20 protein-coding genes are annotated in these 21076 nt (G+C 68.6%); 17 read left to right on the top strand and 3 right to left on the bottom strand.

Annotated elements, in window-relative coordinates:
• Positions 1–151 precede the first annotated feature (151 nt).
• The 9 genes from GXY85_01490 (at position 152) to phoU (ending at position 10151) form a co-directional block, all read left to right on the top strand.
• Entirely contained in the window at positions 152–706 is a 555-nt protein-coding gene (locus tag GXY85_01490; GenBank protein ID NLW49503.1) for a hypothetical protein, read from the top strand.
• Between the two features lie 516 nt (positions 707–1222).
• On the top strand, positions 1223–1981 hold the full coding sequence (locus GXY85_01485) for a hypothetical protein (protein ID NLW49502.1): 759 nt from the start codon (positions 1223–1225) through the stop codon (positions 1979–1981).
• Complete coding sequence (locus GXY85_01480; GenBank protein ID NLW49501.1) at positions 1981–3447, top strand: hypothetical protein; 1467 nt, start codon at positions 1981–1983, stop codon at positions 3445–3447. Before GXY85_01485 ends, GXY85_01480 begins: the two co-directional genes overlap by 1 nt.
• 44 nt (positions 3448–3491) lie before the next feature.
• Complete coding sequence (locus GXY85_01475; GenBank protein NLW49500.1) at positions 3492–5018, top strand: hypothetical protein; 1527 nt, start codon at positions 3492–3494, stop codon at positions 5016–5018.
• 194 nt (positions 5019–5212) lie between these two features.
• Positions 5213–6073: a phosphate ABC transporter substrate-binding protein gene (locus GXY85_01470; GenBank protein ID NLW49499.1), complete on the top strand. Its 861-nt coding sequence runs from the start codon at positions 5213–5215 to the stop codon at positions 6071–6073.
• Between the two features lie 42 nt (positions 6074–6115).
• Positions 6116–7252 carry a phosphate ABC transporter permease subunit PstC gene (locus GXY85_01465; GenBank protein ID NLW49498.1) on the top strand — a complete coding sequence of 379 codons (1137 nt, stop codon included), beginning with the start codon at positions 6116–6118 and terminating at the stop codon, positions 7250–7252.
• 3 nt (positions 7253–7255) lie between these two features.
• On the top strand, positions 7256–8602 hold the full coding sequence (gene pstA, locus GXY85_01460) for a phosphate ABC transporter permease PstA (protein ID NLW49497.1): 1347 nt from the start codon (positions 7256–7258) through the stop codon (positions 8600–8602).
• 15 nt (positions 8603–8617) lie between these two features.
• Positions 8618–9433 (top strand): phosphate ABC transporter ATP-binding protein, encoded by an 816-nt coding sequence (locus GXY85_01455; GenBank protein ID NLW49496.1) that lies wholly within the window; start codon positions 8618–8620, stop codon positions 9431–9433.
• A 16-nt stretch (positions 9434–9449) separates the two neighbouring features.
• Positions 9450–10151 carry a phosphate signaling complex protein PhoU gene (gene phoU / locus GXY85_01450; protein ID NLW49495.1) on the top strand — a complete coding sequence of 234 codons (702 nt, stop codon included), beginning with the start codon at positions 9450–9452 and terminating at the stop codon, positions 10149–10151.
• A 21-nt stretch (positions 10152–10172) separates the two neighbouring features.
• Here the strand turns inward: phoU and GXY85_01445 are convergent, their stop codons facing one another.
• Together GXY85_01445 and GXY85_01440 are read right to left on the bottom strand one after the other, a co-directional pair.
• Positions 10173–10553: a response regulator gene (locus tag GXY85_01445; GenBank protein ID NLW49494.1), complete on the bottom strand. Its 381-nt coding sequence runs from the start codon at positions 10551–10553 to the stop codon at positions 10173–10175.
• Between the two features lie 59 nt (positions 10554–10612).
• Entirely contained in the window at positions 10613–12562 is a 1950-nt protein-coding gene (locus GXY85_01440; protein ID NLW49493.1) for a HAMP domain-containing protein, read from the bottom strand.
• Between the two features lie 281 nt (positions 12563–12843).
• Here GXY85_01440 and hoxE point away from each other — a divergent pair, with 281 nt between their 5' ends.
• Genes hoxE through GXY85_01410 form a run of 6 tightly spaced genes read left to right on the top strand, consistent with a single transcriptional unit; the run spans position 12844 to position 18161 of the window.
• The gene (gene hoxE / locus GXY85_01435) at positions 12844–13344 is read left to right on the top strand and encodes a bidirectional hydrogenase complex protein HoxE (GenBank protein NLW49492.1); all 501 of its coding nucleotides are present in this window, start codon (positions 12844–12846) and stop codon (positions 13342–13344) included.
• Positions 13334–14983, top strand: a complete 1650-nt coding sequence (locus tag GXY85_01430; GenBank protein NLW49491.1) for an NADH-quinone oxidoreductase subunit L — start codon at positions 13334–13336, stop codon at positions 14981–14983. Before hoxE ends, GXY85_01430 begins: the two co-directional genes overlap by 11 nt.
• Positions 14980–15729, top strand: coding sequence for a bidirectional hydrogenase complex protein HoxU (hoxU, locus tag GXY85_01425; GenBank protein ID NLW49490.1), 750 nt, complete (start codon positions 14980–14982; stop codon positions 15727–15729). Before GXY85_01430 ends, hoxU begins: the two co-directional genes overlap by 4 nt.
• Positions 15726–16256, top strand: coding sequence for an NADP oxidoreductase (locus GXY85_01420; GenBank protein NLW49489.1), 531 nt, complete (start codon positions 15726–15728; stop codon positions 16254–16256). Before hoxU ends, GXY85_01420 begins: the two co-directional genes overlap by 4 nt.
• 10 nt (positions 16257–16266) lie before the next feature.
• Entirely contained in the window at positions 16267–17691 is a 1425-nt protein-coding gene (locus GXY85_01415; GenBank protein ID NLW49488.1) for a Ni/Fe hydrogenase subunit alpha, read from the top strand.
• Positions 17691–18161 (top strand): hydrogenase maturation protease, encoded by a 471-nt coding sequence (locus GXY85_01410; GenBank protein NLW49487.1) that lies wholly within the window; start codon positions 17691–17693, stop codon positions 18159–18161. Before GXY85_01415 ends, GXY85_01410 begins: the two co-directional genes overlap by 1 nt.
• Here the strand turns inward: GXY85_01410 and GXY85_01405 are convergent.
• A complete protein-coding gene (locus GXY85_01405; GenBank protein NLW49486.1) occupies positions 18121–19029 on the bottom strand; it encodes a sugar transferase in 909 nt (302 codons plus the stop codon). The genes GXY85_01410 and GXY85_01405 overlap by 41 nt on opposite strands.
• Between GXY85_01405 and GXY85_01400 the strand changes: the two genes are divergently transcribed.
• Together GXY85_01400 and GXY85_01395 are read left to right on the top strand one after the other, a co-directional pair.
• Entirely contained in the window at positions 18965–19600 is a 636-nt protein-coding gene (locus tag GXY85_01400) for a hypothetical protein (GenBank protein ID NLW49485.1), read from the top strand. The two genes, GXY85_01405 and GXY85_01400, sit on opposite strands and share 65 nt — an antisense overlap.
• Before the next feature lie 41 nt (positions 19601–19641).
• A complete protein-coding gene (locus GXY85_01395) occupies positions 19642–21060 on the top strand; it encodes a flotillin family protein (protein ID NLW49484.1) in 1419 nt (472 codons plus the stop codon).
• Positions 21061–21076 lie beyond the last annotated feature (16 nt).

Raw genomic sequence — 21076 nt, 5'->3', positions numbered from 1 at the left:
CGTGCTGGTCGTCGACGACGAGGAGGACATCGTCCAGCTCGTCAGCTACAGCCTGGCCCGCGAAGGCTACCAGGTCCTGGCCGCCGGCCTGCGCGAGCACATCGAGACGGTCAGCCGCCAGAACCGGGAGCACGAGGCGGTGCTGGCCAGCATGGCCGAGGGCGTCATCGCCGTCGATCGCGACCTGCGCATCATCGACGACCTGCTGGCCCTCTACCGCATCGAACGGGAAGCCGCGGCCGAAGCCATCGACCTCAGACCGACCGATCCGGCGGAGGTCATCTGCGCGGCGATCGCCGACTGCGAACCTCGAGCCGGCGACCGACGGATCCGCATCGAGTCCTCCTGCCCGCCGTCGCTCGAGGCGCGCATGAACCCGCGGCTGATCGAGCAGGCGCTGGTCAACCTGCTGGACAACGCCGTCAAGTACAGCCCCGACGGGGCCACGGTGACCGTGGAGGCCGACCGGGCCGACTCGCGGGTGCGCATCTGCGTGCGCGACCACGGTTGCGGCATTCCGGGCGAGCATCTCGAGCGCATCTTCGAGCCGTTCTACTGCGTGGACAAGTCGCGGAGCCGGGCGCTCGGCGGCACGGGGCTGGGCCTGGCCATCGTGCAGCACATCGCGAGGGTGCACGGCGGGCAGGTGACGGTGCAGAGCCGCGTGGGGGAGGGCAGCACCTTCTGCCTGGTCCTGCCGGCGTAGATCGCGTCCCGCGTCCGGGCCGGTGGACCTCCCGCGAATCTCATTCGCCCTCCATCCTGCCCTAACATCCCTGCATTAACCTTCCATTCGGCAACAGGCGCGCTCGCTCGACGAGCGTCCGTGAGGAAGGAGGTGAAGGGACATGCCGGACTGCTCACTGATGGGTTCCCTGATCGCGTTCGGTTTGGTTGCGGCTTGGGCGGCATCGATTGTACACTTTTCCGCGTGGCGGCACTCCCGACGCCGCCTGTCGGACCTGCTCAAGGACTGGCCCCTGCAGCTGTCATCAAAGGGACCGGCATGTTGCTGCTCGGCGCAGTCGGCGCCGTCCTGATGGCATGCACGCAGTCGTGACATGGGATCACGGGCGCGCTCCTTGTCTGTGACACGTCCTGGCGCGAACGGCGAACGAGCCCGCGATCCGTCGCGGTCGGAGACGGTTGGGCACGGGGAGGCCCCGTCGCCCCCGGCGGTTCAGGTCATCTCACAGTGGCTGGTCAGGAGGGATTCGGACGCATGTTCACGGGAGTCAGAAGCATTCGGTCCGTCGTCGTGCTCTTGTCCGTGGTCGCCGCGTTGGCGGCGTCCGTCGGTTGTGCGGCAACGAGGCCGCCGGATCACGCGGCGGAGGTGCGGCTCTCGCTGGATTCGGCGACCTACGCACGGGGCGAGCCGGTGAGGGCGGCCGTGAGCGTGACGAACGTGGGCGCCTGCGATCTGCTCGTGCCCTCTCTGGACAACGACGGGCTGAAGTTCCGCCGGGGCCGGCCGGGCGTGGGAGAACTCCTGGTGCGCCGGCCCGTGCTCCCCAACCAGGCCGCCGGGCAGCCCCGCCTCATCTCTCCGGGGGAGAGCACCGGGCGCACGTTCCTGTTCTGCGATCTGACGGATGAGGCGGGCGAGTGGGGGCTCATGGTCGGCCTGAGCGGCTGCCGCGGGGCCGAGGCCGGTTCGCCGCCTCTGTCGACCTGCTACTCCGAGCCGGCGCCGTTCGCCGTGTCGCACGAGCGGATGTTCGAGCGAGACCCCTATTCGGGCATCGTTGTCCGCCGACAGGCCGTCGCCCTGGCAAGGGAGAAGGGGGGGGCCGATGGGACCGTGCCGGCCCGGGCGGTTCTGGTGCCGCTGGGGGAGACCGGCCTCTACGTGTGGGTTGTCCTGCTGGGCGCGGAGGATGATCCGCTGAGCGCGCCTGCGGCCTTCACCGTCAACGCGTACAGCGGTGTCGTCAAGGCTCTCGAAATCGGCGAATCTCCTCAGGAAAGGACGGATTGATGAAGCGGAGGGCTCTCTTCACAGCGGTCTTTCTGGCTCTGTGCGCCGCTCCCTGTGCGGCCGCCCAGGGCGAGGTCGGGGCGGAGTTCCGGTCACCCGGCGAAGCGCCCACGACGCTGATCCGGGTGCTGCGTACCACCAACAAGGCGCAGACGAACCGCTACGTGCCGAAGGTCTACGACCTGGACAACGTGAACCCGTACGAGGTGATTCGCTTCATCCGCCGCAGCACGGAGATCGAGGAGGGGGCCTGGTTCCTCTACGGCAAGCCCGAAGATCCGGCGGACCCTCACGGGTCGGTCCGAAGCGGCAAGGCGGTCGTGATGGTGCCCATCTACCAGATCCCGTATCTCGACCGGCTGATGGAGGTCATCGACGTGCCGGGCCTGACGACGTCGTCGGGCGACAGGACGCTCTACTACCGCCCCCGGCACCGGAGCGTGGCCGATCCGTCCTTCGTCGCCCTGGTCAATGCCGTGCTCTCGCCGAACCGGGCCACCGGTGACCAGGTGGCGGACCTGCCGGTCAATGCCTACCTGTTCCAGGATGTGCCGAGCGCCATCGAGGATATCGAACGATGGCTGCCGGAGCTGGACCAGCCCCCGGCGCAGGTGATGATCGAGGCGACTCTCTACGAGGTGAACGTGGAGAACGACACGGCGCTCGGGCTGGACTACGTGTCGTGGAAGAACGGGCCCGGCCGCGAACTCTTTGCCGGCGGCTTCCTCTCCGAGACCGACGACGTGCCCGGGTACTCGATCGGCGGGCCGAGCAACCACTACAGCTACCGGCTCAACATGCACAGCGGGTTCTTCGATTTCCTCGTGGCCAAGGACAAAGCCCGCGTGCTGACGAGCGCCAAGGTGATCTCGCGGCACGACAGGCCGGCCGTCATCGACGTCGGCGACCACATCTTCTACTGGCGGACCAGCCTGCGGGCCGGCGTGGACGACCGCGTCGTGGTCGGCGACCAGCGAGAGCGCGCCCTGGACAGCGCCCGGTCCGGCGTCCGGCTGAAGGTGCAGCCACTGGTCGGCACGCAGGGGGTGACGCTGGACCTGGAACTGGAAGTGACCGGCCACACGGGGTTCGACTCGACCGGCCGGCCCCAGCTCGTGGCGCGCAGCTTCGACACCTCCCTGCGGGTCAAGGACGGCGAAGAGGTCGTCCTCGGCGGCTACGGCCGCGAGATGATGGTGCAGCAGAGCAACAAGATCCCGGTTCTGGGCAGCCTGCCCGTCCTCGGATGGCTGTTCGGCAGCGAGCAGAACCTGGTCAAACGGCGCAACGTCGTCGTCGTTCTCTCGGCGGCCGTCGTCCGGGATTTCGGTGCCATGGGCGGGGCCAACACCGAGATCGACGCGGCGCTGATCCGCGCGCGGGCCCGCCGCCGGGTGCCCGTGCAGACGCCGGCCACCGAAGCCGGATTCGATCAGTGGCTCTTTGACCGCGAGGGCACCGAGTGACCTCCACCCTTCCCGACTCCGAACCCGCAAGAGGAGGCGACGAGATGAGCAGCACGGGCAAACACGCAGTCCTGATGGCGGCCCTCGGCATCTGCCTGTTCGCCGCCGGAACCGCATCGGCCGGCGGCAGCGACGAGGCCTCCGGCGTGGCCAATCGCCGCGGGGATCCGAGCCCGACGGCGACCGCCAGCGGCATCGACAACTACGTCTTCCAGGACGAGCAGATCAACATCGACGCGCGTGAGGACGCAACCGTGAAGGTCCTGCGCGTCAACCAGAAGAACCTGGTCAACGACTACGTCGTGGGCGTCTACCCGATCCACAATGCGTCTGCGCGCGAGGTCCGCAACGTCTTCCGGACGATCACGGCCAAGGAGGGCGGGCGCGCCGAGGTGATCCGTGACAAGGTGGCCGGCAAGGCCTGGCTGCAGGTGATCGCCCCCGAGTTCCAGTTGCCCTACATCGAGGAGGCCCTGAAGGCCCTCGACGTGGCCTGGCTCCAGGAAGACGTCGACGGGTCGCAGCAGGCCTACTACAGGGCGCGGTTCCGGGATGCCGCAGACCTGGACGCGATCGCCCGCGTGCCGGCCGGAGGCGACGGCGGCACGATCATCATCGACACCACGGCGAATTCCATATTCTGCCGCGGCGAGCCCACACGCGTGGCCAGATACGTGCAGATTGCGGAAGAGGTCGACGTCTTCCCGCCTCAGTTGCTGCTCGACGTGGCCGTCTACGAGGTGGAACTGACCAACGACCTGAGCCTCGGGCTGGACTTCGTGGCCTGGAAGTGCGGCCCCGGCAGGGACCTCTTCCAGTGCGTGCGGTGGGGGTCCAGCGAGGCAGCGAGCGGCCATTACGCCGGCCTCAACTTCGTGCTCACCTCGGAGTTCGTCGATTTCATGGTGCGCAAGGGCCGCGCGCGCCTCGTCACCAGCGGGCGGCTGAACGTCCGCAATGGCGAGGTGGGCACGCTGTCGGCAGCCGACGAGGTGCTGCACTTCGACATCTGCCCGGACGAACTGGACCAGCGCGCCGTCGACGGCACGGACGACAGCGCCTCCTTCGTCGACGACGTGTGGGAGGGGCGGTGTCTGACGCGAAACGGCGACGTCCAGGTCGGCCTGGAACTCAGCCTGACACCGTACATCGGCCTGGAGACGACCGAACTGCTCTACGCCGTCGAAATGAACGGCATCATCGGCGCGACTCCCTCGGGCACGCCGATGGTCCGCAACAACGCCGTGGCCGGCACCGTCCTGATGCGCGATGGCATGGAGGTCTGCATCGGCGGCCTCAAACGCACCGAGGACGTGAAGTCCACCGCCAGGATCCCGCTGCTGGGGAGCATTCCTGTCCTGGGTCACCTGTTCGGCAGCGAGAAGAACTCCCGCCGCACCACCGAGATGGTCATCGTGCTCAACCCCCGCGTCGTCCAGTTCAGCGAGGTGCACAAGGAACTGGCGCGCGAGGAGGACAGACTGGTGCGCGCCCAGGTGCTCCGGCACGCGCACCTGCCGTTGCCGAAGACGGCATACGGCTTCGATATGTGGCTTCTGGGCACGGATTGAACGGCCGCAGGCTTTGTACGGAGCCGCAGGAGCGGGCCCGCCCGGGCCCGCTCCTGCTGTACGGAGGGCCGGCGGCAATGCAGAAGTCACGTGGTCTTAAGGCGATCCTAACGGGGACGCAAGACAATCAACTGCAGGCGCGGCGGTCGCGCTCGAGACTTCTGAAGGGCGGGCATCGGGAGAGGAGCTGCAGGATGAAGCGGAGGCAGGGAGTGTTGGCCGGTGGCCTTCTGGTGGCCCTGGCCCTGGGCCTGGCGGGCACGGGGGCGATCGTGCACGGGCAGGACGCGGAGAAGAAGAGCATCGTCGTGGACGGCTCGACGACCGTCGGACCGATCGGCAAAGCCTTTGCTGAGCACTACATGCGGCAGAACCCCGGGGAGACGGTGTCGGTCAGCGAGTCCGGAAGCGGCAACGGAGCCAAGAGCCTGGTCAACGGCACCTGCGACGTCGCCATGATGTCGCGCTTCATGAAGGACAGCGAGTTCAAGGCGGCCATCGACGGGGGCGTGATGCCGGTGGCGCACGTCGTGGCGCTGGACGGGATCGCCGTCATCGTGCATCCTGCGAATCCCGTCACCGGGTTGACGGTTGCGCAGGTGCGGGACATCTACACGGGCAGGGTGACGAACTGGAGCCAGGTGGGCGGCCCGAACCTGGACATCGTGGCCGTCAGCCGCGACACGAACAGCGGCACCTACGAGACCTTCCAGGGCCTTGTGATGGGCAATGAGAAGATGGGCGCCGGCACCGAGTACGTCGGCAGCAACGGCGCCGCGCGTTCCAGGGTGCAGACGACCCGGCAGGCCGTCGCCTTCGTCGGGCTCGGCTTCGTGGACAGGACCGTGAAGAGCCTGCAGATCAACGGCGTCGAGGCGACGCCGGCCACCGTGGTCAACGGTCGCTACCCGATCGCCCGGCCGTTGTTCCTGTTCACCAGCGGCTACCCGACGCTGGGAAGCCACCTCTACGCCTATACCACGCTGCACCTGACGCCGAAGGGGCAGGAGATCGTCGAGGGGCTCGGGTTCGTGCCGGTCACGAACTACCGCTGAGCACCCGGGTGCGGCTTCGAGAACGTCGTGAGGAGGAAGGGCATGAAGCATCACCGCCCCCGCGCCCTGGTCAGGGAGAGGAGGGCCGGCCGGCTTGCGCGGCTGGCCTCCTTTGCGGGGGAGGCGTTCCTGTTCGCCATCGCGGTAGGTTCGGCCACGGTGATCCTCTTCATCTTCCACTCGATCATCCGGGACGCCCTCCCGTTCTTCCGCTCCCGCGGCCTGGGCGAGTTCTTCGGCGGCACCCGGTGGTATCCTTCGCGGGAGCCGGCTGAATTCGGGGCCCTGACGCTGTTCTACGGCAGCGCGATGGTGACCTTCGGCGCCATGGTCGTGGCCGGCCCGATGGGAATCGCCGCGGCCGTCTGCCTGAGCGACGTGCTTCCGTTCGGCCTGCGGCAGGCCGTCAAGCCGGTGATCGAGGTCCTGGCCGCGATCCCGTCGGTCGCCTACGGGTTCTTCGCGCTGGTCGTGTTCGCCCCGCTGTTGCAGGAGCACGGAGGACGGGTGCTGGCACTGGGCACGCTGGTGGTGGGCGTGCCGCTCGCCGTGCTGGCGGCCGTCGTCTTCGGCGACCTGGCATCGGGCTGCTTGAGGGGGGGGGCGCGGCGGGCGGTGGCGGTGCCGGCCGGGGTTCTGTTCGGCGCGGCCTGCCTGGGGGCGGTGGGGGCGGCGGCGCGCGCCCTGCACGGCATGGCCATCGCCAGTGGGACGACGGCGTTGAACGTCTCGATCATCCTCGGGATCATGGCCCTGCCGACGGTGGTGAGCGTTTGCGAGGACGCGCTCAGCACCGTGGGCCGTGAACTGCGCGAGGCGAGCTACGGCCTCGGGGCCACGCGCATGGAAACGGTGGTGAAGGTCGTGGTGCCCGCGGCCCGCAGCGGCATCCTGGCCGCGGTGCTTCTGGGCGCGATGCGGGCGGTCGGCGAGACGATGGTGGTCTGGATGGCTTCGGGGAACGCCGCGCAGATCCCCTCGCCGTGGTGGAACGTGCTCGCGCCGGTGCGCACCGTGACGGCCACCATCGCCGGCGACATGGGGGAGGCGGATCACGTCACGGGCTCCGATCGCTACCATGTGCTGTTCGCCCTGGCCCTGTGCCTGCTGACCATCTCGTTCGTCTGCAACCTGGTGAGCGAATGGGCGATTCGCCGCTCGAGAAGGACGGGGGAGTGAGCCGTGCAACTGAGCACCCGCAAGACGATGGACCGGGCCTTCTCCGGCCTCGGCGTCATGGCGATCCTGCTCATGGCGGGGGCACTGGCGGTGTTGCTCGGGCCGATGTTCGTGCGCGGGTCACGCGCCTTCCTGTTCCGCGGCACGGTGGAGCATCGGCGCGTGATGCTGGAGCTGTTCGGCCGCGGGGACCGCGACGAGATCCGGGCGGAGCTGGCTCTGGCCGCTGAAGCGCGCAGGCCCCTCTACGAGGCGATCGCACAGTTCGAAAAGGAGTTGGGTGAGATGGACCGGGGCGAGCGCCGGGAGTACGGCGGACGGCTCGACGAACTCAAGGCCGCGCTGCGCGCCCTGCTGGGGCCGTTCCCGGGCGAGCCGCAGCCTGCGCTCCCCCGGGCGCAGTACGGCCAGACTCGGTGGGATCGGGCGCGGGTGAAGCTGCGGGAGGTGCTCTACGCAACGACCTATGACTACTCCGATCCTGCGCAGATGGGCGTGGAGGTGCTCGTGCCGCGGGTCGAGCAGTTCCGGGGCACCTCGCTGGAGCCGATCTTCGCGCACATCGAGGGGAATGCCCGGGAGATGCTCCGCCCGCGGTTGACCTTCTACGGACGGTTCCTGACGGACGACTCCCGGGATTCGCATTTCTTCGGCGGCATCGGGCCGGCCGTGCTGGGGACCCTCTACCTGACGATCGGCGCGATGCTCGTCGCCGGGCCGATGGGAATCCTGTCGGCAGTCTACCTGACCGAATACGCGGGAGGCGGCTGGTGGATCAGCGCCATCCGCGCCTGCATCAACACGCTGGCCGGTGTGCCGAGCATCGTGTTCGGCCTGTTCGGTTGCGCGTTCTTCATCAACATCCTGCAGGTCTCCCCGTCCAGGAGCGTGCTGGCCGGGTCGCTCACGCTGGCCTGCCTGGTGCTGCCGACCGTCATCAGGGCCTCTGAAGAGGCATTGCGTGCCGTGCCGGCCACCTACAAGGAGGCCGCCCTGAGCCTGGGGGCGACGAAGTGGCGCACGACGTTCACCGTCGTCCTGCCGGCCTGCCTGCCCGGCGTGCTGACGAGCATCATCCTGAGCATGGGCCGGGCGGCGGGCGAGACGGCGCCGATCATCTTCACCGCGGCCGTCAGTCTGGGGGCGGTGCCGACGCTGCGGCAGGTCTTCACGCACCCGACGCCGGCGCTGCCCTGGAGCATCTACAACCTGGCCACCGAGCACGCCGCCGTGGACGAGATCCGACACGTGCAGTATGGCATGGTGCTGACCTTGATCGGCGTCGTTCTGCTTCTGAATGCTGCGGCCGTCGTGCTGCGCGCCCGCGTCACCAGGAAACTGAGGGGTTGATCCGTGAATCGTGTCATGGCTGCGCCGAGGGACCGATCGACCGACGATGCGACGACTTCCGCCTCTGCGGCTCCGGGCGATGCCGTGGTCACAAGCCGCGGGTTCTCGGTGTACTACGGGGCCAACGAGGCGGTGAAGGCGGTCGACATGGCCATACTCCAGGGCCGGGTGACGGCGATCATCGGCCCCAGCGGCTGCGGGAAGAGCACGTTCCTGCGGGCCATCAACCGCATGAACGACCTGATTCCCGGCTGCCGCGCCGAAGGTCTGCTCGCTCTCGAAGGCGAGGATCTGTATGCGCCGAACGTCGACGTGGTCCTGCTGCGCCGTCGCGTGGGCATGGTCTTCCAGAAGCCCAATCCATTCCCGAAGAGCGTTTTTGAGAACGTCGCCTACGGTCCTCGTGTGCACGGGGTCAGGGGCCGGCGCCGGCTCCACGAGATCGTCGAGGCCAGTCTCGTGCGGGCCGCCCTGTGGGAGGAGGTGAAGGACCGGCTGAACGACAGCGCGCTGGCGCTCTCGGGCGGGCAGCAGCAGCGCCTCTGCATCGCGCGGGCCCTGGCCGTGGACCCGGAGGTGCTCTTGATGGACGAGCCGGCCTCGGCGCTCGACCCGCGTTCGACGGCGCGGGTCGAGGACCTGATCGGCGAGTTGCGGGGCGCGTACACCATCATCATCGTGACGCACAACATGCAGCAGGCCGCCCGTGTCAGCGACCTGACGGCGTTCTTCTACGAGGGCCGGTTGGTGGAGTACGGGTTGACCGATCGGATATTCACCAATCCGAGCCGGAAAGAGACCGAGGACTACATCACGGGGCGTTTCGGATAGCGGGGAGGGAGGCGCCATGTCGGCCCATTTGCGCCGGGAGCTGGAGAGTCTCAAGAAGCAGATGCTGTCGCTGAGCGCGCTCGTCGAAGAGGGCGTGCGGAACGCCGTCCTGGCCCTGGAGCGGCGGGACGAGCGCCTGGCGCAACGCGTCATCGACTCGGACCCGGACGTCGATCGCGCCGAGGTGGACGTCGAGGAGGAGTGCCTGAAGATCCTGGCCCTCCATCAGCCCGTCGCCATCGACCTGCGGTTCATCGTGGCCGTGCTGAAGATCAACAGCGACCTGGAGCGGATCGGCGACCTGGCGGTCAACATCGCCGAGCGGGCGCAGTACCTGGCCACGCACGACCGGGTGGACTGGCCCTTCGACTTCGCCGCCATGGCCCAGGGCGCGCAGGCCATGGTCAAGCAGAGCCTGGATGCGCTGGTCAACCTGGACGCCGCGCTGGCCAGGACGGTGTGCGCGGCCGACGACGAGGTCGATGCCATGAACCGGGACGTCTACCTGCAGGTGCAGAACGCGATCCGCGAGCATCCCGGGCAGATGGGGGCTCTGATCCATCTCCTGTCGGTGGCCCGCCATCTGGAGCGGATCGCCGACCACGCCACGAACATCGCCGAGGACGTCATCTACATGACGTGCGGGGAGATCGTACGCCACCGGGCGGAGCGCTACGTTCCGGGGGCGCCGGCCGGGCGGGATCCGGCCGGCAGGTAGTCCGCGGTCGGCTCCAGGCGGTCAGCCGGTGGCCTTTCTGGCTTCCGCCAGCAGGCGCTCCGGGCTCACGGGCTTGTCCAGGAACACGTCGACCGGCAGCCAGATGTCGTCCGGCTCGAAGCGCCAGGGCACTTCCTGGTTGACGGCCGTCAGCATGATGATGGGGATGCCCTTGGTCTCGTCGTTGGCCCGCAGCCGGCGGGCGACGTCGAAGCCGGCGGTGCGCGTCTCCATCATCACGTCGAGCACGACCACGTCGGGCTTCTCGGCGAGGGCCTGCTGAGTGCCGCTCTGGCCGTCGTACGCGGTCACCACCTCGAAGCCGTTGGCCTCGAGCAGGACCTTCGTTACCTCTACGAACTCCTTCTCATCGTCTATGAGGAGGACCTTCCTGGCGGCCACGACACACCTCCTTCCCCATGGATGGTCGTCCGCGGGGCGTGTCTCTGAGGAGCCGTTCGTCACACTTCGGCATCGGTTCGCTGACCGTCCCGGGGCAGTGTGAAGACGAAGCTGGTGCCTTCCCCCTTTCCCGGTTCGGCCCAGATGTCCCCGCCGTGCTTCGTGACGACCTCCCTGGTGATGAACAGCCCGAGCCCGGTGCCCTTGCGGACCGCCTCCGGGTCGTCGGACAGGCGCGTGAACTTCTGGAATATGTGCTCGGCTTCCTCCGCCGGGATGCTTCGGCCGTCGTTCCAGACCTCGACGCGGTAGCGGTCGGGTTCGGAGGAGAAGCCGATGCGTATTGTCCCGGCTGGGCGACCGTATTTCAATGCATTGCCGATCAGGTTCCGGAAGGCGACGCACAGCAGGTTGGCGTCGGCCTTCAGCGGGGCGCTGGGGGGCAGTTCATTGACGAGGCGGACCTTGTGGTCGGCCATCGGCTGGGCGAACTCGGCCAGCACGGGGGTGGCCACGTCGCGGACGAAATCGCAGGGCTTCCGGTCGACCTCCAGCTCGCCCTTCTCGATGCGGGCCAGGCTCAGGTAGTTGCGCGTCATGCTCACGGCCGTGTCGATGCTGCGGCAGATGCTGCCGGCCATGCGGGCCTGGGGCTCGGTGAGTTGGCCGACCAGCCCCTCGGAGAGCGCATGTGCGGCGGTGTAGATGACGCCGAGGGTGTTCTTCAGCTCGTGGGAGACGAACCCGAGCATCTCCAGGTAGCTGGAGTTGAGCTTCTGCAGGGAGGCGTTGGCGTTCCGGAGGCGTTCCTCGCGTTCCTCCAGGCGGTCGGCCATGGCGTTGAAGTCGCGCGTCAGGTCGCGCACCTCGTCATTGGCGGCCGGCTCCGGCACGCGCACGTCCAGGCGCCCTGCGGCCAGGCGGTCGGCGGCCCGGGCCAGCCCGCTCAGCGACCGCGTGAGGCGGCGCGAGAAGATGTAGCCCACGATGAGCACCAGCAGGGCGGCCGCCAGTGCGAGGGCCCCGTAGAACATCCACAGGCGCGAGCGCACCACGTTGAACCGGCTCTCCAGCACGCCGACGTAGAGGATGCCGATGACGCGGCCTTCGACGTCCCGGATCGGATCGTAGGCGGACAGATACCAGTCGTTCACGACGAACGCGCGGCTCGTCCAGCTCCGGCCGTTCTCCAGCACCTGGTCATACACCTGCGAACTCACCCGCGTGCCGATGGCGCGGTTGCCGTCGGCGGTGAACACGTTGGTGGCGATGCGGACGTCCCACTGGAAGACGGTGACGGCGCCGATCTGCTTCCCGTTGTAGGTCTCGTCGGCGAAGACCGTGGAGCGGATGTCGTCGACCGTGTCGTGGTTCCGGTTCAGCAGTGCGCCGCCGTAGACGGCGCCGAGGATGCGCCCGCCGTCGTCCCGGATGGGCGCAGCGGCCATCAGGACCATCCCGGCGGCCTCGCTCTCCTGGGGGCGCGGCTTGGCCTTCGGCGTGGGCTCGAAGGCGATGTAGGCGCGCCGGGCCAGTGTGCGTCCCTCGGCCTCCAGGCGTTCGGGCTCGAGGATCGCGAATCCGCTCAGCGTCTCGCCGCGAAGCGCCCGGTAGACGAACGGATCGGTCGACAGGTCGTCGCCGGGCGAGTGGGGTTCGACGGTGCGCAGCACGACGCGTCCGTCGGCGTCGACGACCGACACGAAGTCCAGCTCGCCCAGCCGGCGCGCCGTCTCCATACGCATCCTCGACGTTGCCGGGTTCGCGCTGACGCAGGCCTCCCGTATGGGTTCGGCGCCGGCCAGCATGGCCATCAGGAGCCCCATGCTCTCCTTGCGGTCATTGACTGCCGCCCAGGCCGATCGCAGATCGCCTCCGACGCGCCGCTGGGCCTCCTCCAGGACCGTGCGCCCGATGATGATCGCGCCGGCCCCCGCGCACAGGAGCACGAAGAGCACGACCACGAGCACGAAGGTCAGGAAGACCCGAGTCTGGAGCCTCAGTCGCATCGACATGGTCCCGGAAGCAGTGCGGCGGGAAGCCCCCATCGTAGCCCTGCCCGGCCCTGCAGTCAAACGGCGACCGGGGATAGGGCGGGGCGACCCGAGGGGATTCTCACGGACGATCCCGGCGTTTTCCCTTGAAGCCGTCGGCCGGGCTGTATACCATGAGTGGTCGGGTTGACTGCCCGCCTGTCTGCGGCCGTCCAGAGCCGACAAAGGTCCGTACTTCACGAACGTTCTCTCCATCCGCCGCTCCGAACGTCGACTCCGGAGCGAGGAGCGCTGCCATGGATTCTGTGCGGCCCGAGCCCCCCTCGGACGACCGCCGGTGGAAGATCGTTGCGGCGACCATGCGTCGCCTCGGTTACCAGCGGAACGCGCTGATCGAGGTCCTGCACGCGGTGCAGGAGGCATTCGGCTATCTCGACGACGAGGCCTTGCGCTACGTGGCGGCGAGCCTGCACGTGGCCCCCAGCGCCGTCTACGGCGTGGCCACCTTCTACCACTTTTTCACGCTGAAGCCCAAGGGCGAGCATGCGTGCGTGGTGTGCACGGGCACGGCCTGCTACATCAAGGGCGCCCAGGCGCTTCTGGATGCCGTGGAGCAGGAGTACGGCCTGAAGCCCGGCGAGACGACGGCCGACGGCAAGCTTTCGCTGCTGACCGCGCGGTGCTTCGGCTCCTGCGGCCTGGCCCCGGCGGCGACCTTCGACGGCGAGGTGGCCGGCAAGCTGACGCCCGAGGACGTACTGGGACGTATCCGGAGGATGATCGCCGATGAAGCCTGACGAACTGGAGCGAATGCGCCGGGAACGGCGCGAGCACGAGGCGAAGTTCGCCTGCTGCATTAACGTGTGCACCGCCGCCGGATGCCTGTCCGCCCACAGCGACCGCGTGCTGGCCGCCCTGGCCGAGAAGGTGAAGGCCCGGGGGCTGGACGCCCGCGTGCGCGTCAAGGGCGTCGGGTGCATGGGGCCGTGCGCCGGCGGGCCGGTCGTCTCGGTCGATCCTCCGGGGCACATCTACTGCAACGTCTCGCCCGACGACGCCGACGACATCATCGAGAGCCTGGACGGCGAACCGGTGGCGCGCCTGCTCATGGAGGCCGATGCGACGTTCTTCGCGCGCCAGACGAAGATCGCCCTGGAGAACTGCGGACGCATCGAGCCGGAGCACGTCCAGGACTACATCGGGGTCGACGGCTACCAGGGCCTGGCCAGCGTCCTGACGGAGATGGACCCGGCCGATGTGCTCAACGAGGTGTCGGTGGCCGGGCTGCGCGGACGCGGCGGGGCGGGCTACCCGACGGGTTTGAAGTGGAGCACCGTGGCGAAGGCCCCCGGCGCCCAGAAGTTCATCATCTGCAACGCCGACGAGGGCGACCCCGGCGCGTTCATGGACCGCAGCATCCTGGAGAGCGACCCGCACCGGATCCTGGAGGGCATGGCCATCGCCGCCTACGCGGTCGGCGCCTCCCAGGGGTTCATCTACGTGCGGGCGGAGTACCCCCTGGCCATCAGCCGCATCCGCAAGGCCATCCGGCAGGCCAGGAGCCTGAACCTGCTGGGCAGTCAGATCCTGGGGACCGGCTTCAACTTCGAGATCGAGATGCGGCTGGGAGCGGGGGCGTTCGTGTGCGGCGAGGAGACCGCCCTGATGGCCTCGATCGAGGGCAGCCGGGGCACGCCGCGTCCGCGGCCTCCGTATCCGGCCAACTACGGCCTCTGGGGCCGCCCGACGCTGATCAACAACGTCGAGACCTTCGCCGCCGTGCCCGCCATCCTGCGCAAGGGCGCCGCGTGGTATTCGGGCATCGGCACCGAGAAGAGCAAGGGCACCAAGGTGTTCGCCCTGGCCGGCCGCGTCAACAACACCGGCCTGATCGAGGTCCCGATGGGCATGACCCTGCGCGAGATCATCTTCGACATCGGCGGAGGCATCCCCGACGGCCGGCAGTTCAAGGCCGTTCAGACCGGCGGCCCGAGCGGCGGCTGCATCCCCGCCGAGCATCTGGACCGGCCGGTCGACTACGAATCGCTGAAGGAACTGGGCTCCATCATGGGGTCCGGCGGGATGATCGTCATGGACGAGACCTCCTGCATGGTGGACGTGGCCCGGTACTTCATGGAATTCTGCCAGACGGAGGCGTGCGGCAAGTGCCTGCCCGGCCGCATGGGAACGGCCCAGATGCATCTCCTGCTGACCAGGATCACCCGGGGGCTGGCGACCATGGCGGACCTGGACATGCTCGAGAGCCTCTGCGACTTGACGCGCAATACCAGTCTCTGCGGCCTGTGTCAGACGGCGCCGAACCCCGTGATGAGCACGCTCCGCTACTTCCGCGACGAGTACGTGGCTCACATACGGGACCACACGTGCCCGGCCGGCGTGTGCAGGATGGCCGGCGCCCGGGAGGTCAAACGATGAAGACTCCACCCGTGAATCCCGTCACCCCGGAGAGCGCTCCGCGGCCGGTCAAGACGCTCAAGATCGACGGCCTCGACGTCAGCGGCCGTGAAGATCAGACCATCCTGGAGGTCGCACGCGAGCACAACATCTGCATCCCCGCGATCTGCCATCTGGACGGCCTCAGCGGCGTGGGCGCCTGCCGCCTCTGCCTGGTGGAGATCGTCGGCAGCCCGCGACTGGTGCCCGCCTGCGTGACCCGCGTCGCCGAGGGGATGGAGGTCATCACGAAGTCGCCGCGCCTCAACAAGTACAGGCGCATGATCCTGGAGATGTTCTTCGCCGAACGCAACCACGTCTGCGCCGTCTGCGTGGCCAACGGCCACTGCGAACTGCAGACGCTGGCCCGCGACCTGGGCATGAACCATGTCAGCGTGGCCTACCTGCACCCGCGTGTGGGCGTGGATGCCACGCACGAGCGGTTCACCATCGACCACAACCGCTGCATCCTGTGCATGCGCTGTGTGCGCGTCTGCGCCGAGATCGAAGGCGCCCGCACCTGGGGCGTGAAGGGGCGCGGCATCGAATCGCGGGTCATCACCGACTTCGACGGCCCCTGGGGCGAGTCCAAGACGTGCACCGGTTGCGGCAAGTGTGTGCAGGTCTGCCCGACCGGCGCGCTGTTTGAGAAGGGCACGGCGGCCGCCGAAGTGGGCCGGCGCGAGTTCCTGCCGTACCTGACCACGATGCGGGAGGAGACGCCATGACGCCCGTCAGGATGGCGACCGTCTGGCTGGAAGCCTGTTCGGGCTGCCATATGTCGTTCCTGGATATGGACGAGCGGCTCATCGAGCTGGCCGGCCAGATTGAACTGGTCTGCAGCCCGCTGGTCGATCGCAAGGAGTTCCCCGAAGACGTCGACGTGGTCGTCGTCACCGGCGGTGTCGGCAACGAGGAACAGGAAGAGCTGCTGCGCAAGGCGCGGGAGCGGTCCCGGATCCTGATCAGCATGGGCGATTGCGCGGTGACCGGCAACGTGCCCGCCATGCGGAACACCCTCGACGTCCAGGAGATGCTGGAGGCCGTCTACGGCCCCGACGCCCCGGGCAAGCCGTCCGGCCCCGCCGCCGGCGTGCCCCGCCTCTCCCCCCAGGTCCAGCCGCTGCACCGGTTCGTGAAGGTGGACGAGTACATCCCCGGTTGTCCGCCGTGTGCCGACCTCATCCATTTCATCCTGAGCGAAGTCGTCCAGGGCCGGATCCCGGGCCTCGGCGTCCGGGCCAGGTTCGGCTGAGAGGAATATGATGGCCGAGAAGATCGTCATCGATCCCATCACGCGTATCGAAGGGCATGCGAAGGTCACGCTCTACGTCGGGCAGGACGGCAAGGTCAACGACGCGCAGCTCCACATCACCCAGATGCGCGGCTTCGAGAAGTTCTGCGAAGGGCGGCCGTTCCATGAGATGCCCGCCATCACCGCGCGCATCTGCGGCATCTGCCCCGTCGCCCACCTGATGGCGTCGTCCAAGGCGTGCGACGCCCTGCTCGCCGTGCGCGTCCCGGATGCGGGGCAGCGCGTGCGACGGCTCATCAACATGGCGCAGATCGTCCAGAGCCACGCCCTGAGCTTCTTCCACCTGTCCAGCCCCGACCTCCTGCTCGGCATGGATGCCGACCCGGCCGTGCGCAACGTGTTCGGCGTGATGGCCACACACAAGGACGTGGCGCGTGACGGCATCCGGCTGCGCCAGTTCGGCCAGCAGGCCATCGAGTGGCTGGCCGGCCAGCGCGTCCATGCCCGGTGGATCGTTCCGGGCGGCGTCAGCCACCCCGTGACGCCCGAGGTGCGCACCCGGATACTGGACGGCCTGCCGGAGGCCATGGGGATTGCGCAGCGCGCGCTCGCCCTGCTCAAGGAGCTGGTGCGCCGCCATCAGGAGGAGGTCGAGACCTTCGGCAACTTCCCCAGCCTGTACCTCGGCCTGGTGGGCGAGGGCGGCGCGCTGGAGTTCTACGACGGCGGGCTCCGGATCCTCGACAGCGACGGGAGCCTGGCCGCCGACGGCGTGGCCGCCGCAGACTACGCCGACTACGTGGACGAGGCCGTCGAGCCCTGGACCTACCTGAAGTTCCCCTACTACAAGCCCCGCGGCTATCCCGAAGGGCTCTACCGCGTCGGGCCGCTCGCGCGCCTCAACCTGGCCGACCGCATCAGCACCCCGCTGGCGGAGGCCGAACGGCAGGCCTTCCGCGCGCTCAGCGACGGGCCGGTCTCCAGCTCCTTCCATTACCACTACGCGCGACTCATCGAGGCGCTTCACTGCCTCGAGGGCATTCAGGAGCTTCTGAACCACCCGGACGTCTGCGACCCGCACGTGCGTGCGCACGCCGAGCCGAACGCCCGCGAGGGCGTGGGCATCTCCGAGGCGCCCCGCGGCACCCTGATCCACCACTACCGTGCGGATCTGAACGGCATCATGGAGTCCGCCAACCTGATCATCGCCACCGGCCACAACAACCTGGCCATGAACCGGTCCATCCTCCAGGTGGCGCGACACTTCGTCAAGCCGGACCGGCTGAGCGAGGGCATGCTGAACCGCGTCGAGGCGGTCATCCGGGCCTATGACCCCTGCCTGAGCTGTTCGACCCACGCCCTGGGCCAGATGCCCATGCTCGTGCAGCTCGTCGGCCCCGGCGGCGAGGTGCGCGATCAGGTGAGGCGCGACTGATGAGCCGTGTGCTCGTGATCGGCTTCGGAAACGCGATGCGAGGCGACGACGGCCTGGGCTGGCACGCGGCGCAGAAGCTGCTGCATGCCGGCCTGGGCGACGGCGTGCACGTGCTGCCGTGCCGCCAGTTGACGCCGGAGCTGGCCGCGGAGGTCGCGGCGGCCGGTTTCGTGCTCTTTATCGACGTCGCCTGCGATCTGCCCGTGGGCGAGGTGGACTGCATCGACGTGGAATGCGTGCACGACCGGCCCTCGTTCTGCCTGCACCGGCTGAACCCGTCCGGACTGCTGGCGCTGGCACGCGACGTCTACGGCGAGTATCCGCCGGCCGTGGCGCTTGTGGCAGGGGCGGAGAGCTTCGAGTGCGGCGCGCCGCTGTCGCCGCCCGCTGCCGCCGCCCTGGTGCGGGTCGTCGAACAGGCCCGTCGCATCATCGCGCACCGGCTGGCGGTCGCCCCTTGCCCCGGATGAGCGTCGGCAGCGTGCGCAGGATCAGCCCCAGGTCCATCCCGGCCGACCGGCGGGCGATGTACTCCAGATCGAGGCGCACCACCTCATCGAAATCGCGCAGCGTTCCGCCCCCCCTGACCTGCGCCAGCCCCGTCAGGCCCGGCCGCACAGCCAGGCGCCGTCTCTGCCATTCGTTGTAGACCGCGACTTCGTCGGGGGTGGCCGGCCGCGGCCCCACCAGGCTCATCTGGCCGCGCAGGACGTTCCAGAACTGTGGGAACTCGTCCAGGTTGTGCCGCCGCAGGAACCGGCCCACACGGGTGACGCGCGGGTCGTCGGTGATCCGGAACGCGGGCCCGATCATCTCATTCCGCCCCTCCAGGTCCGGCCTGCGGGCCTCGGCATCGCGGCACATCGTGCGGAACTTCCACAGGCGGAAGCGCCGGCCGCCCCGGCCCACCCGGTCCTGGCCGAACAGCACCGGGCCCGGCGAGTCCAGCCGGATGGCCAGGGCGATCCAGGGCGCCAGCGGCAGCGTCAGGGCCAGCCCCAGCACGCCGCCCAGAACGTCCATCAGTCGTTTGGCGGTCTCGTTGGGGTCGGCGGCAGGCTGTGCGGGCAAGGCGTTCTCTCCCTCCGGGCGGAGCGGGTCGCTTCTTTCCATTATAGGCGGCCCGCGCGGGGCGATTCCGAATACGAGGGCAGCGGCGCGCGTATACAGGAGCGAGTGCGCGATTTTCCCCTTGCAGGCCGTGCCGGGACGGCTACAATGCCTGCGGGATGGCCATCCGGTCATCGGCCCGTTTGCAGGGAGACAGGCGATGATGGCGATCGACAGGGTGTTCCTGGCGTGTGCCGCCTTCGGCGGCGGGCTGTTCCTGATCCGCATGGCGCTGCTCGCCTTCGGCGGAGGCGGCGGGGACGCCGATGTCGACCTGGACCTCGACGTCGACGCCGATTTCGACGTCGAGGTCGACGCGGAGGCCGGCGCCGGCGAGGCGCTGGCGGATTCGTCCGCGTTCTTCCGGATGCTCTCGGTCCAGAGTGTGACCGCCTTCATCATGATGTTCGGGCTCGTGGGGCTGACGCTCCGCAAGGAGGCGGCCTGGGGCCCGGCCCTGTCCATTGTCGGGGCACTCCTGGCCGGGGCGGCGTCCTTCTGGCTGATCGCGCGGCTGGTGGCCCTGCTGCTGCGCCTCCAGTCCAGCGGCAACGTGCGTCTGTCCAACGCGATCGGCCTGCAGGGTTCGGTCTACCTGACCATTCCCCGCGCAGGAGTGGGGCAGATCCAGGCCGTGGTGCAGCAGCGATTGACGCACGTCGACGCCGTCGCACGCGACGGCGAGCCGATTGCGACGGGCGAACGGGTGACGATCGTGGGCATCGGCTCCGACAACCGACTGATCGTCGAGCGAGTGCAGGATGGCGCGGAAGGCGCCGGTTCCAACGGCCGGCAGTGAGTGCGGCATAGACAGAGGAGGCGAAGATGCCCGAGGGCGGGATGATTATCGTGAGTATCGGTGCGTTGCTCGGCCTCGCCCTGATGGTCTTCCTGGTCATGGCGGCGCGCTACAAGCGGTGTCCGTCCAACCGGATCCTGGTCGTCTACGGCAAGGTCGGGTCGGGCGTCTCGGCCCGGTGTCTGCACGGCGGGGCGGCGTTCGTCTGGCCTCTGATCCACGACTACGGTTTCCTCAGCCTCACGCCGATGACGATCGGCATCCCTCTGCAGAATGCCCTGTCGTTCCAGAACATCCGCATCAACGTGCCCAGCACCTTCACCGTGGCCATCAGCACGCAGGAGGGCATCATGGGCAACGCGGCCGAGCGCCTGCTCAACCTCGGGCTGCGCGAGATCGAGGAGATGGCGCGTGAGATCATCTTCGGCCAGCTCCGTCTGACGGTTGCCTCGCTGACCATCGAGCAGATCAACCAGGACCGCGAGAGCTTCCTGGAGTCGATCCGCAAGAACGTCGAGCCGGAACTCAACAAGGTCGGCCTCTACCTGATCAACGTGAACGTCACCGACATCACCGACGAGTCCGAGTACATCGAGAGCATCGGCAAGAAGGCCGCCTCCGAGGCCGTGAACCGCGCCCGCATCGACGTGGCCGACAACGAGAAGATGGGCGCCATCGGCCAGTCCGAGGCCGATCGCGAGAGGACCATTCGCGTGGCGGAGAACGAAGCCCAGGCGGACAAGGGGCGCAAGAAGGCCGACGCCGATCGCCGCATCTACGTGCAGGGCCAGGAGGCCGAGGCCGTCGCCGGCGAGAACACCGCCAAGGCGGACATTGCCGACGTCAACGCCCAGCTCGCGATCAAGGAAGCGGCCGCCCTGCGGCTCGGCGAGGTCGCCAAACGCGAGGCCATGGTCGAGATCCAGAAGGCCCAGTACCAGGCCGAACTCGAACGACTCAACGCCGACGTGGTCGTCAAGGAGGAGATCGAGAAGCGCAAGGTCGAGATCGCGGCCGAGGCCGAGGCCGAACGGCAGCGGCGCATCGCCCGCGGCGCGGCCGACGCCGTCCTGATGAACTACGAAGCCGAGGCGAAGGGCATCCGGCAGGTCCTGGACAGCAAGGCCGCCGGCTACGCCGACATGGTCGCGAGCTGCGGCGGCGACGCGCGTGCCGCCGCCACCCTCTTGATGGTCGAGAAGATCGAGCAGGTCGTCGCGCGTCAGGTCGAGGCCATCAAGAACCTCAAGATCGACAAGATCACCGTCTGGGACAGCGCCGGTGCCGGCGGCGACGGCGGTTCGTCCACGGCCAACTTCCTCTCCAGCCTCATCCGGAGCCTGCCGCCGCTGCACGACGTGGCCGGCATGGCGGGCGTCGAACTGCCCGACTACCTGGGCAGCACCACGAAGCCGGCGCCTGCCGCAGGGGATGGCGCACAGCCGCCGGCCGGTGCCTGAGTCCGGCCCGGCGGGC

The sequence above is a fragment of the Candidatus Brocadiaceae bacterium genome (genome assembly GCA_012728835.1).
Classification (GTDB): domain Bacteria; phylum Planctomycetota; class Brocadiia; order SM23-32; family SM23-32; genus JAAYEJ01.
Note: the sequence above shows the minus strand (reverse complement) of the source record. Positions and strands in the feature narration are given on the sequence as shown.

Coding starts and splice junctions, on each gene's coding strand:
- GXY85_01490 (NLW49503.1), top strand. CDS start 152: ATGGCCGAGGGCGTCATCGCCGTCGATCGCGACCTGCGCATCATCGAC.
- GXY85_01485 (NLW49502.1), top strand. CDS start 1,223: ATGTTCACGGGAGTCAGAAGCATTCGGTCCGTCGTCGTGCTCTTGTCC.
- GXY85_01480 (NLW49501.1), top strand. CDS start 1,981: ATGAAGCGGAGGGCTCTCTTCACAGCGGTCTTTCTGGCTCTGTGCGCC.
- GXY85_01475 (NLW49500.1), top strand. CDS start 3,492: ATGAGCAGCACGGGCAAACACGCAGTCCTGATGGCGGCCCTCGGCATC.
- GXY85_01470 (NLW49499.1), top strand. CDS start 5,213: ATGAAGCGGAGGCAGGGAGTGTTGGCCGGTGGCCTTCTGGTGGCCCTG.
- GXY85_01465 (NLW49498.1), top strand. CDS start 6,116: ATGAAGCATCACCGCCCCCGCGCCCTGGTCAGGGAGAGGAGGGCCGGC.
- GXY85_01455 (NLW49496.1), top strand. CDS start 8,618: ATGGCTGCGCCGAGGGACCGATCGACCGACGATGCGACGACTTCCGCC.
- phoU (NLW49495.1), top strand. CDS start 9,450: ATGTCGGCCCATTTGCGCCGGGAGCTGGAGAGTCTCAAGAAGCAGATG.
- GXY85_01440 (NLW49493.1), bottom strand. CDS start 12,562: ATGCGACTGAGGCTCCAGACTCGGGTCTTCCTGACCTTCGTGCTCGTG.
- hoxE (NLW49492.1), top strand. CDS start 12,844: ATGGATTCTGTGCGGCCCGAGCCCCCCTCGGACGACCGCCGGTGGAAG.
- GXY85_01430 (NLW49491.1), top strand. CDS start 13,334: ATGAAGCCTGACGAACTGGAGCGAATGCGCCGGGAACGGCGCGAGCAC.
- hoxU (NLW49490.1), top strand. CDS start 14,980: ATGAAGACTCCACCCGTGAATCCCGTCACCCCGGAGAGCGCTCCGCGG.
- GXY85_01420 (NLW49489.1), top strand. CDS start 15,726: ATGACGCCCGTCAGGATGGCGACCGTCTGGCTGGAAGCCTGTTCGGGC.
- GXY85_01415 (NLW49488.1), top strand. CDS start 16,267: ATGGCCGAGAAGATCGTCATCGATCCCATCACGCGTATCGAAGGGCAT.
- GXY85_01410 (NLW49487.1), top strand. CDS start 17,691: ATGAGCCGTGTGCTCGTGATCGGCTTCGGAAACGCGATGCGAGGCGAC.
- GXY85_01400 (NLW49485.1), top strand. CDS start 18,965: ATGGCGATCGACAGGGTGTTCCTGGCGTGTGCCGCCTTCGGCGGCGGG.
- GXY85_01405 (NLW49486.1), bottom strand. CDS start 19,029: ATGCGGATCAGGAACAGCCCGCCGCCGAAGGCGGCACACGCCAGGAAC.
- GXY85_01395 (NLW49484.1), top strand. CDS start 19,642: ATGATTATCGTGAGTATCGGTGCGTTGCTCGGCCTCGCCCTGATGGTC.